15 protein-coding genes are annotated in these 16,122 nt (G+C 66.7%); 8 read left to right on the top strand and 7 right to left on the bottom strand.

Annotation, left to right across the window (positions count from 1 at the left end; genetic code table 11):
- The first annotated feature begins 23 nt into the window (after nucleotides 1-23).
- A complete protein-coding gene (locus AC5Y49_RS18490; protein WP_499889613.1) occupies nucleotides 24-1,394 on the top strand; it encodes a DNA polymerase IV in 1,371 nt (456 codons plus the stop codon).
- Here AC5Y49_RS18490 and AC5Y49_RS18485 read toward each other — a convergent pair.
- The gene (locus AC5Y49_RS18485; RefSeq protein WP_499889611.1) at nucleotides 1,359-2,267 is read right to left on the bottom strand and encodes an asparaginase; all 909 of its coding nucleotides are present in this window, start codon (nucleotides 2,265-2,267) and stop codon (nucleotides 1,359-1,361) included. The two genes, AC5Y49_RS18490 and AC5Y49_RS18485, sit on opposite strands and share 36 nt — an antisense overlap.
- 88 nt (nucleotides 2,268-2,355) lie before the next feature.
- On the opposite strand from AC5Y49_RS18485, the gene lspA reads away from it, so the two are divergent.
- On the top strand, nucleotides 2,356-2,919 hold the full coding sequence (gene lspA, locus AC5Y49_RS18480; protein ID WP_499889607.1) for a signal peptidase II: 564 nt from the start codon (nucleotides 2,356-2,358) through the stop codon (nucleotides 2,917-2,919).
- Nucleotides 2,912-3,838: an RluA family pseudouridine synthase gene (locus AC5Y49_RS18475; RefSeq protein ID WP_499889605.1), complete on the top strand. Its 927-nt coding sequence runs from the start codon at nucleotides 2,912-2,914 to the stop codon at nucleotides 3,836-3,838. Before lspA ends, AC5Y49_RS18475 begins: the two co-directional genes overlap by 8 nt.
- 1 nt (nucleotide 3,839) lies before the next feature.
- On the opposite strand, the gene AC5Y49_RS18470 is transcribed toward AC5Y49_RS18475, so the two are convergent.
- Nucleotides 3,840-4,607, bottom strand: coding sequence for a class I SAM-dependent methyltransferase (locus AC5Y49_RS18470; RefSeq protein WP_499889601.1), 768 nt, complete (start codon nucleotides 4,605-4,607; stop codon nucleotides 3,840-3,842).
- Between the two features lie 103 nt (nucleotides 4,608-4,710).
- Nucleotides 4,711-5,085, bottom strand: coding sequence for a group I truncated hemoglobin (locus AC5Y49_RS18465; RefSeq protein WP_499889597.1), 375 nt, complete (start codon nucleotides 5,083-5,085; stop codon nucleotides 4,711-4,713).
- 127 nt (nucleotides 5,086-5,212) lie between these two features.
- Here AC5Y49_RS18465 and AC5Y49_RS18460 point away from each other — a divergent pair, with 127 nt between their 5' ends.
- Nucleotides 5,213-6,229 (top strand): SDR family NAD(P)-dependent oxidoreductase, encoded by a 1,017-nt coding sequence (locus AC5Y49_RS18460; RefSeq protein WP_499889595.1) that lies wholly within the window; start codon nucleotides 5,213-5,215, stop codon nucleotides 6,227-6,229.
- A 6-nt stretch (nucleotides 6,230-6,235) separates the two neighbouring features.
- Nucleotides 6,236-7,027, top strand: coding sequence for an SDR family NAD(P)-dependent oxidoreductase (locus AC5Y49_RS18455; protein WP_499889593.1), 792 nt, complete (start codon nucleotides 6,236-6,238; stop codon nucleotides 7,025-7,027).
- On the opposite strand, the gene AC5Y49_RS18450 is transcribed toward AC5Y49_RS18455, so the two are convergent.
- Complete coding sequence (locus tag AC5Y49_RS18450; RefSeq protein ID WP_065013640.1) at nucleotides 7,024-7,242, bottom strand: dodecin family protein; 219 nt, start codon at nucleotides 7,240-7,242, stop codon at nucleotides 7,024-7,026. The genes AC5Y49_RS18455 and AC5Y49_RS18450 overlap by 4 nt on opposite strands.
- A 188-nt stretch (nucleotides 7,243-7,430) precedes the next feature.
- Between AC5Y49_RS18450 and dnaE the strand changes: the two genes are divergently transcribed.
- Nucleotides 7,431-10,958, top strand: coding sequence for a DNA polymerase III subunit alpha (gene dnaE / locus AC5Y49_RS18445; RefSeq protein WP_499889591.1), 3,528 nt, complete (start codon nucleotides 7,431-7,433; stop codon nucleotides 10,956-10,958).
- Here dnaE and AC5Y49_RS18440 read toward each other — a convergent pair.
- Complete coding sequence (locus AC5Y49_RS18440) at nucleotides 10,924-11,961, bottom strand: MBL fold metallo-hydrolase (protein ID WP_499889590.1); 1,038 nt, start codon at nucleotides 11,959-11,961, stop codon at nucleotides 10,924-10,926. The two genes, dnaE and AC5Y49_RS18440, sit on opposite strands and share 35 nt — an antisense overlap.
- The gene (locus tag AC5Y49_RS18435) at nucleotides 11,954-12,403 is read right to left on the bottom strand and encodes a PPOX class F420-dependent oxidoreductase (protein ID WP_499889589.1); all 450 of its coding nucleotides are present in this window, start codon (nucleotides 12,401-12,403) and stop codon (nucleotides 11,954-11,956) included. Before AC5Y49_RS18435 ends, AC5Y49_RS18440 begins: the two co-directional genes overlap by 8 nt.
- 60 nt (nucleotides 12,404-12,463) lie before the next feature.
- Between AC5Y49_RS18435 and AC5Y49_RS18430 the strand changes: the two genes are divergently transcribed.
- Both AC5Y49_RS18430 and AC5Y49_RS18425 read left to right on the top strand, forming a co-directional pair.
- Entirely contained in the window at nucleotides 12,464-12,853 is a 390-nt protein-coding gene (locus tag AC5Y49_RS18430; protein ID WP_499889588.1) for a MerR family transcriptional regulator, read from the top strand.
- 36 nt (nucleotides 12,854-12,889) lie between these two features.
- Nucleotides 12,890-13,786, top strand: coding sequence for a DMT family transporter (locus AC5Y49_RS18425; protein WP_499889585.1), 897 nt, complete (start codon nucleotides 12,890-12,892; stop codon nucleotides 13,784-13,786).
- On the opposite strand, the gene AC5Y49_RS18420 is transcribed toward AC5Y49_RS18425, so the two are convergent.
- Nucleotides 13,783-16,101 (bottom strand): MMPL family transporter, encoded by a 2,319-nt coding sequence (locus AC5Y49_RS18420; protein WP_499889581.1) that lies wholly within the window; start codon nucleotides 16,099-16,101, stop codon nucleotides 13,783-13,785. The two genes, AC5Y49_RS18425 and AC5Y49_RS18420, sit on opposite strands and share 4 nt — an antisense overlap.
- Nucleotides 16,102-16,122 lie beyond the last annotated feature (21 nt).

Raw genomic sequence — 16,122 nt, 5'->3', positions numbered from 1 at the left:
CTAGCGCAATAGCATCGATTGCTGTGGACTCCCGCTGGGTGCTGCACCTCGACATGGACGCGTTCTTCGCGTCCGTCGAGCAGCTCACTCGACCGACCCTGCGCGGCCGCCCGGTGCTGGTCGGCGGGCTGGGGGGCCGTGGCGTGGTGGCCGGCGCCAGCTACGAGTCCCGGGTTTTCGGCGCCCGTTCGGCGATGCCGATGCATCAGGCCCGTCGACTCGTCGGCATCCAGGCGGTAGTGCTGCCGCCGCGCGGGGTGGTCTACGGGGTGGCCAGCCGGCGGGTGTTCGAGACCGTACGCAACGCGGTGCCCGTCGTCGAGCAGCTGTCCTTCGACGAGGCGTTCGCCGAGCCTTCGGAACTGGCCGGCTCCTCAGCCGCCGACGTCGAGGCCTACTGCGAGGACCTGCGTCGACGGGTGCGCGACGAGACCGGCCTGGTCGCTTCCGTCGGCGCCGGTTCGGGCAAGCAGATCGCCAAGATCGCCTCGGGTCTGGCCAAGCCCGACGGGATCCGGGTGGTCAGGCGCGCCGAGGAGACGGCGCTGCTGGGCGGGCTTCCAGTGCGCAGGCTGTGGGGGATAGGCCCGGTCGCCGAAGAGAAGCTGCATCGACTCGGCATCGAAACGATCGGGCAGCTGGCCGCGCTGAGCCAGCCCGAAGTGGCCAGCATCTTGGGCGCCACGATCGGCCCCGCCCTACACCGGCTGGCCTGCGGCATCGACGACCGCCCGGTCGCCGAACGTGCCGAAGCCAAGCAGATCAGCGCCGAATCCACCTTCCCGGCCGACCTGACCACCCTCGACGAATTGCGCGACGCGGTCGGCCCGATCGCCGAGCACGCCCACCAGCGGCTGTCCCGCGATGGCCGCGGCGCGCGCACGGTCACGGTGAAGTTGAAGAAATCCGACATGAGCACACTGACCCGCTCGGCCACCCTGCCCTATGCCACCGCCGATGCCGCCGCGTTGGCCGCGGTGGCTCGCCGCCTGCTGCTGGATCCGCGCCAAGTCGGCCCGATTCGGCTACTCGGCGTTGGGTTTTCGGGTCTGTCCGACGTCCGCCAGGAATCGCTGTTCCCTGGCCTGGAGGTCTCGGCGGAAACCTCGGAAGCCGATCACGCCGCAGACGTGGAGCCGGACGCGACGACGTGGCGGATCGGCGACGACGTCATGCACCGCGCGTTCGGGCACGGCTGGGTGCAGGGCGCCGGCCACGGCGTGGTCACGGTGCGGTTCGAAACCCGCAGCACCGGACCGGGCCCGGCCCGCACGTTTCCCCTCGTCACCGGCGAACTCACTCCCGCCAATCCCATCGACAGCCTCCAGTGGCCGGAATACGTTGCGGCGCTGGTCGAATCAGCCCCAGCGGCCGACGACGTCGCGCACCGGTAGTTGCGCGGCCAGGGCCGCCATCACCAGCACCCGGACCTGACTGGACGGCAGCCGCGGCACCATCACCGCGCCGGCGTCGACCAGGTCGCGGCCGGGGCCATAACCCGGGCTGACCCGGCCGCCGGCGACCCGGGTGGACACCGCGACCACCACGCCGTCGGCACGAAGCCGGCGCACCCCGTCGATCACCGCCGCGCCGGCGTTACCCGATCCCAGCGCCTGCAGCACCACGCCCCGCGCGCCCGCGGCGGCGCAGGCATCCAGTGCCACCGCGTCGCTGCCCGGGTAGACCGCGACTATGTCCACCCGCGGGCCGGCCGCGGCGCTCAACTCGCCCAGGTAGGGGCGGGCTTTCGGTTCGGCGATCCCACCGTCGACGGTGCCCAGCAGCGCCCCAGTGAAGCCCGTCGCCACCTTGTACAGACCCAACGGCTGCAGCACCCGCCCACCGAAACACACCAGCACCCCCAGGTCGCGGGCAGCAGAACTGGCCGCCACCGACAGCGCGTCGCGCAGGTTGGCCGGGCCGTCGGCATCGGGCGCATCGGCGCTGCGCAACGCTCCGGTGAGAACGACCGGGACCGGGCCGCCATACGTCAGGTCCAGCCACAGCGCCGTCTCCTCGAGAGTGTCGGTGCCATGGGTGACGACCACCCCCGCGGCGCCGTGCTCGGCGGCGGCCCGCACTGCCGCGCCGATCACATCCCAGTCGGCCGGTGTGAGCTGCGAGCTGTCCAGCGCCAGCACGTCGACCACGTCCACGTCGAGGCCGGCGGTCAGGTCGGCGCCGCCGCGGGTCGGCCGTCGCACACCGTCGGCATCCGTGCTGGTGGCGATCGTGCCGCCGGTGGCGATAACGGTGAGGCGGCCCATGCTGGGATGATAGGGGTGTAGCCGCCGGCGAGACGATGCAGCGGGGTCCCCGCGAAGCTGGGGACGAAGCGATGAGGAGGAGCGGCGCTTGTCCACTGAGGAACCAACACGATCGGCCGAGCCGGTCACGACGGCGGGAGACGCCGAAGCTCCCGCGCCGCCGCGACGGCTGCGCCTGCTGCTTTCGGTCGCGGCGGTCGTGCTGGCGCTCGACATCATCACCAAGGTGATCGCGGTCAAACTGCTAACCCCGGGCCAACCGGTGCCGATCATTGACGACACCGTCACCTGGACTTTGGTGCGCAATTCCGGGGCGGCGTTTTCGATGGCAACCGGATACACCTGGCTGTTGACGCTGATCGCCACCGGCGTGGTGGTCGGCATTTTCTGGATGGGACGTCGGCTGGTCTCGCCGTGGTGGGCCGTCGGGCTGGGCATGATCCTCGGCGGCGCGATGGGCAACCTGGTCGACCGGTTCTTCCGCTCCCCGGGCCCGCTGCGCGGCCATGTCGTGGACTTCTTGTCGATCGGCTGGTGGCCGGTGTTCAACGTGGCCGACCCGTCGGTGGTGGGCGGAGCGATCCTGCTGGTCGCGCTGTCGGTGTTCGGCTTCGACTTCGACACCGTGGGCCGCCGTAAGCCCGATGCCTGACCGGTCGATGCCGATCCCTGAGGGGTTGGCGGGCATGCGGGTGGATGCGGGGCTGGCGCGTCTGCTGGGGTTGTCGCGAACCGCCGCGGCGGCTCTGGCCGAAGACGGCGAAGTCGAACTGGACGGCGTGCCGGCAGGCAAGTCCGATCGGCTGGCCGCCGGCGCCTTGTTGCACGTCCGGCTGCCTGAGGCGCCCGCACCGCTGGAGAACACGCCCGTCGACATCGAGGGCATGACGGTGCTGTACTCCGACGAGGACATCGTCGCCGTCGACAAACCCGCAGGGGTGGCGGCCCACGCGTCGGTGGGATGGAGCGGGCCGACGGTGCTGGGCGGGCTGGCCGCCGCCGGTTACCGAATCACCACGTCGGGCATCCATGAACGGCAGGGCATCGTGCATCGCCTCGACGTCGGCACGTCGGGTGTGATGGTGGTGGCGATCTCCGATCGCGCCTATACCGCACTCAAGCGTGCGTTCAAACAGCGCACGGTCGACAAGCGTTATCACGCGCTGGTGCAGGGACATCCGGATCCGTCCAGCGGCACCATCGACGCGCCGATCGGCCGGCACCGCAGCCACGACTGGAAGTTCGCCGTCACCGCCAACGGCCGGCACAGCCTCACTCACTACGACACCCTGGAAGCGTTTGTGGCGGCGAGCCTGCTCGACGTCCACCTGGAAACCGGTCGCACCCACCAGATTCGGGTGCACTTCGCGGCCCTGCACCACCCGTGCTGCGGTGACTTGACCTACGGCGCCAACCCGAAGCTGGCGAAAAAGCTTGGCCTGGAACGGCAATGGCTGCATGCGCGAGCGCTGTCGTTCACCCATCCGGGCAACGGTCGGCAGCTGGAGATCGTCAGCCCCTACCCGCCGGACCTGCAGCACGCGCTGGATGTGCTGCGGGCCGACGGGTGACTCAGGTCGATTGCCCGGGCTTGCGGGCCTCGACAAGCGTCCGGGTGGAATGCGTGACGAACGGGCCCTGCGCCTCGATGCGCTGGTGGAGTTCACACAGCCGGTCTCGGTAGCGGTCGACAGTGAAGTCGGGCACCGTCCAAATCACCTTGCGCAGAATGTAGATGACGGCGCCGACGTCGAAGAACTCTGCGCGCAGTCGCTCCATCCGCATGTCCAGAATCTCCAGACCGGCGGCGGTTGCCTGGGCCCGCTCGACGGCAGGGTCCCGTTCGGCTCCCACCGCCGGCTTTGGTCCGAGGAAAAACTCGATCAGCTCGACCATGGTCGCCGGCCCGACGTGCTGGGCCAAGTAGGTGCCGCCTGGTCGTAGCACCCGGTGAATCTCGCTCCACCACAACGTGATCGGATGGCGGCTGGTCACCACATCGAACGCCTCGTCGGCGAACGGCAACACCGGCTCGTCGGTGGTCGCGACGACCACCACGCCGCGGGGGTGTAACAGCTTGGCGGCACGAGCCCGGTTCGGCGGCCAGGACTCGGTGGCGGCCATCGTCGGCGGAAACTTGTCGGCGCCGGACAACACTTCGCCGCCCCCGGTCTGCAGGTCCAGCGCGGCCGACGCGTCCGCCAGCCGCCGACTCATCAGCCGCTGATATCCCCACGACGGGCGCTGTTCGGTGGCGCGCCCGTCTAGCCAGGAGAAATCCCAGCCGTCCACCGGGGCTGCGGCGGCTTCCGCCACCAGCTCGTCGAACGTTTGCGGCATGGATGCATTGTCCATTGTCGTTCGTGCACCGAGCGTGAAGCCATTGCGAAAAATCGCGCGAAATTTCGCAACAGTTTCACGCTCGGCGAGAGAAAACCCGAACTCAGATCCGCGCAGCCTCGACGTCCGAGGCGATGTCGCCGGCCAGCGGGGTGAGCAGTGCAACGATCTCGCTGATCGTCTCGGCGGTTACTCCGGCCGCCGCCAACGCGTCACACAGGTGACCCGCCACCAGGTTGAAGTGGTGCATGGCGATTCCCCGGCCCTGATGCACCTGCTTCATCGACGCGCCGGAGTAGGGTTCCGGCCCGCCCAGCGCGGCGGCCAGGAAGGCGGCTTGCTTGCCTTTCAGCCGGTTCATATTCGTCCCCGCGAAGAAGACTGCGAGTTCACCGTCGGCAAGCACACGCGCGTAGAAGTCCTCGACAACCACTTCGAGCGCTTCGTAGCCGCCGATTCTGTCGTAGAGCGATTCCATACCGATAGCCGACCATCCAAGGGTTGCGCGGCCGTTAGGCCGCCGTCACGGGGCGATTGCCTGACGTAACAACCCGATTGCCCACGAATCACCGAAACCCGCCATTGCGGTGTAGCAGACTCGACCCATGAATCTCGGTGACCTCACCAACCTCGTAGCAAAGCCAGTGGCCGCGGTGTCCAACATCGTCAACACTCCGAACTCCGCGGGCCGCTACCGCCCGTTTTATCTGCGAAATCTGCTCGACGCGGTCGAGGGCCGCTCGCTGCGCGACGCCGTGGATGGCAGGGTCAGCCTGATCACCGGCGGGTCGTCGGGCATCGGGGAAGCGGCCGCCAAGAAAATCGCCCGCGCCGGCGGCGAGGTGGTGCTCGTTGCGCGCACCCCGGAGAAGCTGGAGAAAGTCGCCGACGACATCCGCGGCGAGGGCGGGACTGCTCACATCTATCCGTGCGATCTGTCCGACATGGACGCCATCGCCGCGATGGCCGACCAGGTGCTGGCCGATCTCGACGGAGTCGACATCCTCATCAACAACGCGGGGCGCTCCATTCGGCGCTCGCTCGAGTTGTCCTACGACCGGATCCACGACTACCAGCGCACCATGCAGTTGAACTACCTCGGCGCGGTGCAACTCATCCTCAAATTCACCCCGGGGATGCGAGAGCGTGGCTTCGGCCAGATCATCAACGTGTCGTCGGCGGGCGTGCAGACCCGCGCACCGCGCTTCGGCGCCTACATCGCCAGCAAGGCCGCCCTCGACACGCTCTGCGACGCGTTGCAAGCCGAAACAGTCAACGACGACGTCCGGTTCACCACCGTGCACATGGCGCTGGTTCGCACCCCGATGATCAGCCCGACCACCATGTATGACAAATTCCCGACGCTGACGCCCGATCAGGCAGCCGGTGTGCTCGCCGACGCGATCGTGCACCGACCACGTCGGGTCAGCTCACCGTTCGGCCAGTTCGCCGCGGTCGCTGATGCCGTCAGCCCGCTGGTGATGGACCTGGTCCGCAACCGTGCGTTCAGTATGTTCGACGACTCCGCAGCCGCTCAGGGCAGCGAAAAGCCCGGGGACACAAACAAATTCGACAAGCGCAGCGAGACGTTCGTGCGAGCGACCCGCGGAATTCATTGGTGAGTGATCATGAGCCTGCCCAAACCTGACAATCAGGCAACCGTCGTCGTCACCGGTGCCTCCTCCGGTATCGGCACCGAGCTGGCCCGCGGCCTGGCCCGGCGCGGTTACCCGCTGCTGCTGGTCGCGCGGCGTCGTGACCGCCTCGACGAGCTCGCCGACGAACTGCGCGACCAACATTCGGTCGGCGTCGACGTCATGCCCCTCGACCTGGCCGACATCAAAAGCCGGGTAGCGCTGGTCGAGCACATCGCCAACACACCGATCGCCGGCTTGTGCAACAGCGCCGGCTTCGGCACCAGCGGTGCTTTTCATACCTTGCCGGTCGAGCGGGAAAGCGAACAGATCACGCTCAACGCGCTGGCGTTGATGGAACTCACGCACGCGGCGCTGCCCGGAATGGTCGAACGCGGCGCCGGTGCGGTGCTCAACATCGCCTCGATCGCGGCGTTTCAGCCGTTGCCGGGCATGGCGGTCTATTCGGCCACCAAGGCCTTTGTTCAGACCTTCTCCGAAGCCGTCCACGAGGGGCTGCACGGAACCGGAGTCTCCTGCACGGTGTTGTGTCCGGGTCCGGTGCCCACCGAGTGGGCCCAGATCGCCGATGCCGAGCACGTGAACGTTCGCATCGCGCAGGTCTCGCCGCCAGAGGTAGCTGAAGCCGCGATCGCGGGGATGCTCGAGGGTAAGCGCAGCGTGGTGCCGGGGATCGTTCCCAAGGTCGCCAGCATGGGCGGCCGGTTCGCGCCGCGCAGCGTGCTGCTGCCCGCGCTGCGGATCGTCCGGCAGCTGCGCGGCTAGGCGGTAGACCCTCGCGGCCTGATCTTGAACGAGAGCCGGAGCTTCGTGCGGTAGGTGATCCCACCCGTCGCGTCCAGGGCCAGATCCTGCTCGACAACCTCGGCGACGCGGATGTCGTCGATGGTCTCCTGCGCCCGTCGCACTGCTTGCGCCGCAGCGTCCTCCCACGACACCGTGCTCGTCCCGATAAGGTCGGTGACCCTGTACACGCTCATGCGCTCAAGCTAGAGGAGCCCGGCCGGACCTGTCCGAGGAATCGATTACGCCGCCGAGCGTGAAGTCGTTGCCACGATCCGGCCAGATGGTCGCAACCAGTTCACGCTCGGCGCGCACCCAGACCGCGCAGACACGCCTCGCGACACGCCGATCACATGTCGGCACCCGGTCATAGACTGGCGTCCCTATGAACCAATCCTTCGTGCACCTGCATAACCACACCGAGTACTCGATGTTGGACGGTGCCGCGAAGATCGCGCCGATGCTGGCCGAGGCGCAGCGGCTGGAGATGTCGGCGATCGGGATGACCGACCACGGAAACATGTTCGGCGCCAGCGAGTTCTACAACGCCGCCACGGAAGCCGGTATCAAGCCGATTATCGGGGTGGAGGCCTACGTCGCGCCCGCGTCGCGGTTCGATACCCGCCGGGTTTTGTGGGGTGACCCGGGCCAGAAGAGCGACGACGTGTCCGGATCCGGGTCCTACACCCACCTGACCATGGTCGCCGAGAACGCCACCGGCCTGCGCAACCTGTTCAAGCTGTCCTCGTTGGCCTCCTTCGAAGGGCAGCTCGGCAAGTGGTCGCGGATGGATGCCGAGCTGGTCGCCGAGCACGCCGCCGGCATCATCGGCACCACCGGCTGCCCGTCCGGCGAGGTCCAGACACGGCTGCGGCTCGGGCAGCGCCGCGAAGCGCTGGAGTCGGCGGCCAAGTGGCGGGAGATCTTCGGCGCCGACAACTACTTCCTTGAAGTGATGGACCACGGCCTGGACATCGAGCGCCGGGTGCGAGAGGGGCTGCTGGAGATCGGCCGGACGCTGAACATCCCCGCGCTGGCCACCAACGACTGCCATTACGTCACCCGCGACGCCGCGCACAACCACGAGGCGCTGCTGTGTGTGCAGACCGGCAAGACGCTGTCGGATCCCAATCGGTTCAAGTTCGACGGCGACGGCTACTACCTCAAGTCGGCCGCCGAGATGCGGGGGATCTGGGATCACGAGCTTCCCGGCGCGTGCGATGCCACGCTGCTGATCGCCGAGCGGGTCAGCTCCTATGCCGACGTGTGGGCTCCCCGCGACCGGATGCCGGTGTTCCCGGTGCCCGAGGGCCACGACCAGGCGTCCTGGTTACGGCACGAGGTGGACGGCGGCTTGCGACGACGGTTTCCCGGCGGTATCCCGGACGGCTACTCCGAGCGCGCCGCCTACGAGATCGAAGTCATCTGCGGCAAGGGATTTCCGTCGTACTTCCTGATCGTGGCAGACCTGATCAACTATGCGCGCTCGGTCGACATCCGGGTCGGTCCCGGCCGCGGCTCGGCGGCCGGCTCGCTGGTCTCTTATGCGCTGGGCATCACCGACATCGACCCGATCCCGCACGGTCTGCTCTTCGAGCGGTTCCTCAACCCGGAACGTACTTCGATGCCCGACATCGACATCGACTTCGACGACCGCCGCCGCGGTGAAATGGTGCGCTACGCCGCCGACAAGTGGGGCCAGGACCGGGTCGCGCAGGTCATCACTTTCGGCACCATCAAAACTAAAGCCGCGCTCAAGGATTCGGCGCGCATCCACTACGGCCAGCCCGGCTTCGCGATCGCCGACCGGATCACCAAGGCCCTGCCGCCGGCGATTATGGCCAAAGACATTCCGCTGTCCGGCATCACCGACCCGAACCACGAGCGCTACAAGGAGGCCGCCGAGGTCCGCGGCCTGATCGACACCGACCCCGATGTGCGGACCATCTACCAGACCGCGCGCGGCCTGGAAGGGCTGATCCGCAACGCCGGCGTGCACGCCTGCGCGGTCATCATGAGCAGCGAACCGCTCACCGAGGCGATTCCGCTGTGGAAGCGGCCGCAGGACGGCGCGATCATCACCGGATGGGACTACCCGTCGTGTGAGGCGATCGGCCTGCTGAAGATGGATTTCCTCGGGCTGCGCAACCTGACGATCATCGGCGACGCGATCCACAACATCAAGGCCAACCGGGGAATTGACCTCGACCTCGAGTCACTGCCGCTCGACGACCCGGCCACCTACGAGCTGCTGGGCCGCGGCGACACGCTGGGCGTGTTCCAGCTCGACGGTGGGCCGATGCGCGACCTGCTGCGCCGCATGCAGCCCACCGGGTTCGAAGACATTGTCGCAGTACTGGCGTTGTACCGCCCCGGCCCGATGGGCATGAACGCCCACAACGACTACGCCGACCGCAAAAACAACCGGCAGGCCATCAAACCCATCCACCCCGAACTCGAGGAACCGCTGCGCGAAATTCTCGCCGAGACCTACGGCCTGATCGTCTACCAAGAGCAGATCATGCGCATCGCGCAGAAGGTGGCCGGCTACTCGCTGGCCCGAGCCGACATTCTGCGTAAAGCGATGGGCAAGAAGAAACGCGAAGTGCTGGAAAAGGAGTTCGAGGGCTTCTCCGAAGGTATGAAGGCCAACGGTTTCTCGGGTGGCGCGATCAAAGCGCTGTGGGACACCATCCTGCCGTTCGCCGACTACGCGTTCAACAAATCGCACGCCGCCGGGTACGGCATGGTGTCCTACTGGACGGCCTACCTCAAAGCCAACTATCCCGCCGAATACATGGCTGGGCTGCTCACCTCGGTCGGCGACGATAAGGACAAGGCGGCGGTCTACCTGGCCGATTGCCGCAAGCTCGGCATCACCGTGCTGCCCCCCGACGTCAACGAGTCCGGGCTGAACTTCGCCTCGGTCGGCACCGACATCCGATACGGACTGGGCGCGGTGCGCAACGTCGGCGCCAATGTCGTTGCCTCACTGCTGAATACGCGTACCGATAAGGGTAAGTTCACCGACTTCTCCGACTATCTGAACAAGATCGACATCGCCGCCTGCAACAGGAGGGTCACCGAGTCGCTGATCAAAGCCGGCGCGTTCGACTCGTTGGGTCATCCGCGTAAGGGTTTGTTCCTCGTGCACACCGACGCGGTGGACTCGGTGCTGGGCACCAAAAAGGCCGAGGCGATGGGACAGTTCGATTTGTTCGGCGGCAGCGATACCGCTGCAGAGTCGGTGTTCGCGATCAAAGTGCCCACCGAGGAGTGGGAGGACAAGCACAAGTTGGCGCTGGAGCGCGAAATGCTCGGCTTGTACGTGTCCGGTCATCCGCTCAACGGGATCGCACATCTGCTGGCCACCCAGGTGGATACGCCCATTCCGGCGATACTCGACGGCGACGTGCCCAACGACACTTCGGTACGGGTGGGCGGCATTCTGGCGTCAGTCAACCGACGGGTCAACAAGAACGGGATGCCCTGGGCATCAGCACAATTGGAAGACTTGACCGGTGGTATCGAGGTGATGTTCTTCCCGCACACCTACACCGCTTACGGCGCCGACATCGTCGACGACGCCGTGGTCCTCGTCGGCGGGCGGGTGAAGATCTCCGACGACCGGGTCTGCCTGATCGCCAACGAGCTTGTGGTGCCAGATTTTTCCAGCGCACAGGTCGATCGGCCGCTGGCGGTCAGCCTGCCCACCCGCCAGTGCACCATCGACAAGGTCAGCGCGCTCAAACAGGTGCTGGCCCGCCATCCGGGCACGTCGCAGGTGCGCTTGCGGCTGATCAGCGGGGATCGGATCACCACGCTGGAGTTGGACGCCTCGCTGCGGGTGACGCCATCGCCCGCGCTGATGGGCGACCTCAAGGCGCTGCTGGGTCCCGGCTGCCTGGGCTGAAATCTTTTGCGCCGAGCGTGAAACTGTTGCGAGTTTTTCGCGAGTTTTTCGCAAGGGTTTCACGCTCGCGGGTCGAGGAGGCGGGTAACTGCAGGACCGCCTGGTGGTCGTGGGTCGGGATGATCGTCACCGCATGGCGCGCCAGGTGCAGCCGCTGCAGTGTCCGGAATGTTTCGCCGCGGTTCTCGTCGGCCAAAACGCCTGGATAGCTTGCCTTTTGCCGGATTTTTTCGATCTGCAGCTCGTGCCACGCCGCGTCACCCGCGATCAGTATCCAGCCCTCGGCGGTGTGGGTAAGAACGCCGACGCTGCCGGGGGTGTGTCCGGCGAGGTCGACCAGAATGACGGAGCGGTCGCCGAACACATCGTGGCTTCTGGTGAAGGTCAGGACCGGCGGTCCGTCGAGTTCGTATTCGACGACGGGCCGGTCGCGCAGCGAATCGCGAACCCCGCCCGCCGGGGCCACCGGCCCGGTGTTGACCCAGTCATATTCGGTGCGGTGCAGCCGGACTGGCAGTCCGGGCATGTCCAGCAGGCCCGAAACGTGGTCCCAGTGCGAGTGGGTCGGGAGCGCGAAATCCAACTCGGGGGTGGTGGCCAGCTGTTCCAGCGCGGTGATCGTGGGGATGGTGTTCGCGGGCGGACGCACCGCAGGACGCAATGCCGCGGAAAGCTGGGCGATGGCCCGGTGTTCGACGTCGACGCACACGGCAGGGTCGACGATGAACGTCGCCGTTGGATGCCTGACGAGAAACGACGTCAACGAGTTCTGCACCCGTCGGGGCGCAAACGTACCCTCCACGATCATCGCGGTCGGCACCGAGCGCGGCATTTGCGGTAGTGCGGTCACGGTCACGGTGGCACCAGGATTTGGCAGCCCCACGTCGACGACACTACGGATGAACCGCTGATCCGGTTGCCGGGGTCGAATCATGCCCCAAACGAGTCCGGCTGCGGCGGTGCAGCATTCGATGACACCGGGGGAGCGGACGGGATCAGGCATGGGGCGCGATCCCGACAATCACAAAGCCGGGCCAGACGCCACGATAACGGGCGCGCCGCAGCTTCTCGCGCAGGCTCAGGTCTCGGTTCACGTTGGTGACACCCGGCACCTTGATCAGCGGCACGATGTTCCATTGCCAGCCGTACCGCTCGTGCAACATGCGATTGCCGGCATCGGCGTCGGCGTCCGACAGGATCGTGGCGTGGCCGGTGAGCTTCGACGCCCCCGGGCGCACTCGGCCCCGGTGGTCGCAGGCGGTGAGTTCGACCTCCGGGTGGGCCGCCAGCCGTCGGGTCTTGGGACCGATTTTGGTGCGAAACACCACGGTCGGTCCATCGAACCCGAACCAGATCGGGGTGTCGACGGGCGTGCCGTCGCGGCGAAACGACCGGAGCATCGCATAACGGGTGGTGCGCAACTCATCGAGGCATTGGGTATGCATGCCACCGAGTCAACAGCTTAGAGTTGACTCTAAGTCAAGCTCGAATATCAGGAGGGTCCGATGGCCGCGGCATTGACGATCGGAGAAGTGGCGCGCGAAGCCGGTGTCGCGGCGACCACCTTGCGCTACTACGAGCAGATTGGTCTGGTCCCGGCGCCGGACCGGGTGGGCGGTCAGCGTCGCTACGACGACGCGGTGCTGGCCCGACTCGAGGTGATCCGGCTGTGCAAGTCCGCCGGATTCGCGCTCGACGAGATACAGCTGCTATTCGCCGACGACGCGCCGGGACGTCCGGTCAGCCGGGCTCTCGCCGAGGCCAAACTCGCCGAGATCGACGCCCAGCTGGCCTCGCTCGCGCGAGCGCGGGCGGTGATCGAGTGGGGCATGCGCTGCACTTGCCCGTCGATCGACGCCTGTACCTGCGGGATTCACCCGGCAATACCGGCCTGAGCCCGACCCCGACGGCGCGGCCGCGAAAACGGGTACATGGCCACAGTGCACATTGCCGCTCTGCTCGCGCTGAGCTCTGCGCTGTGCATCGCGATCGGCGACGTTCTGCAGCAACGCGCAACGCAACGGATCACTGACGCAGGGACCGGCCACGTCAAACTAATCGTGAAGCTCCTGCGCGATCAGCGCTGGCTGTGCGGCACATTGATCCTGCTGGCAAGTATCGGGCTGCAGGCGGCCGCGCTGGTTCAGGGGTCGGTGTTGCTGGTGCAGGCATTGCTCATGTTGTCGATACTGTTTGCCCTGCCGATCAGCGCAGCGTTGTCACATCGCACGGTGACCGGCCGAGAGTGGATTTGGGCCGCGTCGTTGACTGTGGCCGTTGCGGTGATCGTCACCGTGGGACATCCGCAGGCCGGTCGTTCGAGCGCATCGCTTCAGACGTGGGCCGGTGCGGTGGCGGTACTGGGACCGCCGCTAATCGGATGCATCGTGGCCGGCCGGATTTGGGATGGTGCTTTGGCTGCAGTGCTGTTCGCCTTCGTATCGGGTTCGCTCTGGGGTGTCTTCTCCGTACTCACCAAGGAAGTCGTCCACCGGCTGGGCGATGGCGGGTGGGCGGTGGTCCGGACACCCGAGCTGTATGCCTGGCTACTGGTCGCACTGGGAGGTCTCGTGTGGAGCCAATCAGCGTTCCGGGCCGGGCCCCTGACCGCGTCGATGCCGACGCTGCAGGTGTCGCAGCCGGTAGTGGCGGCAGCGCTGGGTATCGCCGTCCTCGGCGAGACGCTGGACACCGGTCGTGCCAGGATGATTGCGCTGGCGGCAGCCGCTTTGGTGATGACGGCGGCAATCTTCGCGCTCGCGCGGATTCGAGGAGAGGCTTCACGGCGCCGCCGGCCAGTCGGTGCGCTCGCTGCGCAGCGACGCTAACTTCGGTCGCTCACGGACGAAGCCCGCTCCAGCTCCACGTCGGCCGTGCGCTGTGACGGGTCATCGGTTCCCCGGGGTGTGAACCGTCGATGCAGCCACGCCAACGGTTTGGGCGCCCACCAGCTCCGCGGACCAACCAGGTGCATGAAAGCCGGAACCAGGACCATTCGCACCAGGGTGGCGTCGACCAGTACCGCAAGTGTCAGGCCGAGACCGAGCATTCGGATGAACGACACCTGCGCCGGAATCAATGCGGCAAACGTAATCGACATCACCACCGCAGCCGCGGTGACCACCCGGCCGATGCCCGCTATGCCCAGGGCCGTGCTCTCGTCGCTGGCCGCGTGGGCGTCGGCCGCGCTCGGTCGCACCTTGTCCGCGGCTCCGGACGTCAGCCAAAACTCACGCATCCGCGAGACCAGGAAGACCTCGTAATCCATGGCCAGCCCGAAAGCGATGCAGAACAACAACACCGGGATGTTGGCATTCAACGTCCCATTCGGGGTCGTCCCCAGTGCGCCGAGGTGTCCGTCTTGGAAGATCCACACCATTGCGCCGAATGCCGCCGTCAGCGATAACACGTTGCACACGAGCGCCTGCACCGGTATCACCACGCTGCCGGTAAGCAAGAACAGCAGCGTGAACGTGATGACGGCGATCAGTCCCAGCACGAGCGGAAGCCGCTTGGTGATCGCGTCGACGCTGTCGCGGTTGATCTGCGCCAGCCCGGTCATCTCCACTGACCGCCCGGCCGGTCCGGCGACTTCATGCAACCGGTCGAGCTGCCTGGCCGAGGCTTCCGAATACAGCGGCGCGGTGCTGGCGACAGTGAGGAATGGACTGCCGTGCGCGATACCGGTGGGCGCGTCGGGCGGTCCAATCAGGCGCCCGGCCACGAACGTTCCAGTCGGTGCGGTGACCGCCGACACGTCAGGTACGCGTGACAGCTCGGCGGCGTAACGCTCTAAGTCGACGCGGGTCACGCCACGTGCGTCGGGGACGACGACGGACACCGCCGTCCCTATCCCGTCGGGGAAGTCGTTGTCCAACATGTCGGCGACTTGGCGCGCCGAAGCCGATCGGGGCAGCACGCGTTCATCGGGAAAGCCCCACTTCACGCCGAGGAACGGGACGCCCAACAGCAGGAGCAGTGCGACCACGCTCAGACCAACCGGCACGGCATGGCGCAGGACGAACTTGGTCGATCGGTACCAGAACAGCGAGTCGGGTGTCTTGTGCGCGTGGTCGCGGCACCACTTCGCACGCGGCAGCATCCGGCAGACCAGGGGGCGGGCGTCCAGCGCGTCCAGTCTCGGCCCCAGCAGCACGATCGCCGCCGGTGTCACCACGACAGTTGCCGCCACAACAACCGCTGCGGTGGCAACCACGGTGTAGGCCGACGATTTCAAGAAATCCATCGGAAACACCATCATCACGGCCATCGACAAGCCGACAGTGGTGGCAGAGAACAGCACGGTGCGCCCGGCCGTGGCCATGGTCCGCAACAGCGCTTGCTCCCGATCACCCATCTGGGCCAACTCCTCGCGGTAGCGGCTGATGATCAACAGGTTGTAGTCGATTGCCAAGGCGAGACCCATCGCGATGGACAGGTCCAGTGCGTACGACGACACGTCGGTAACGAAGCTGATCAGCCGCAACATTGACATGGTGCCGAGAATGGCCAAGGCCCCCAACACAATCGGCAGCGCCGCCGCCACCACACCGCCGAACACCCAGACCAGTACCACGAAGCTGAGTGGAATCGCGATGGACTCCATCAGCAGCAGGTCGCGCTTGTTCAGGTGGTTTATCTGGGCATAGGCCACCGCCATGCCACCGGCGCGCACGGTGACGCCGTCGCGGTCATGCACCAGTTCGCGGGTGAGGGTGCTGGCGTATTTCTGCGCGGTCTTCTCCCCGCCTTTCAGCCCGGCGACAATCAACCCGGACTTGCCGTCCTTGCTGATGAGCCGGTCGGCGGTCTGCGGCGATGTCCACGCCGAGGACACGTCCAACACCCACGGGGATCGTTTCAGGTGGTCGACGATGCCGGTGGCCACCCGGCGGGCCTGATCACTGCGGGCGCCTGCAGGTGCTGTCACCGCGATCAGCATCTTCTGATCGGTTTGGCCGAACTTGTCCCTGAGCAACTTCGTCGCGCGGGCAGATTCCGAGTTCGGGTCTTGAAAGCCGCCGCCCGACAAGCTGCCGACCACCGGGATGCCGAACACCGCGGCCGCCAAGGCAACCAGGACTGCGACCGCGATGATGCGTCGCGGTGCGCTAATGGCAAGTCGAGTGGTTGCTTGCAGCATCTCGGCGTCCCTCCGCTGTCG

It is taken from the genome of Mycobacterium sp. NGS62 (assembly GCF_059812285.1).
This window is presented reverse-complemented; position numbering and strand designations above follow the sequence as displayed.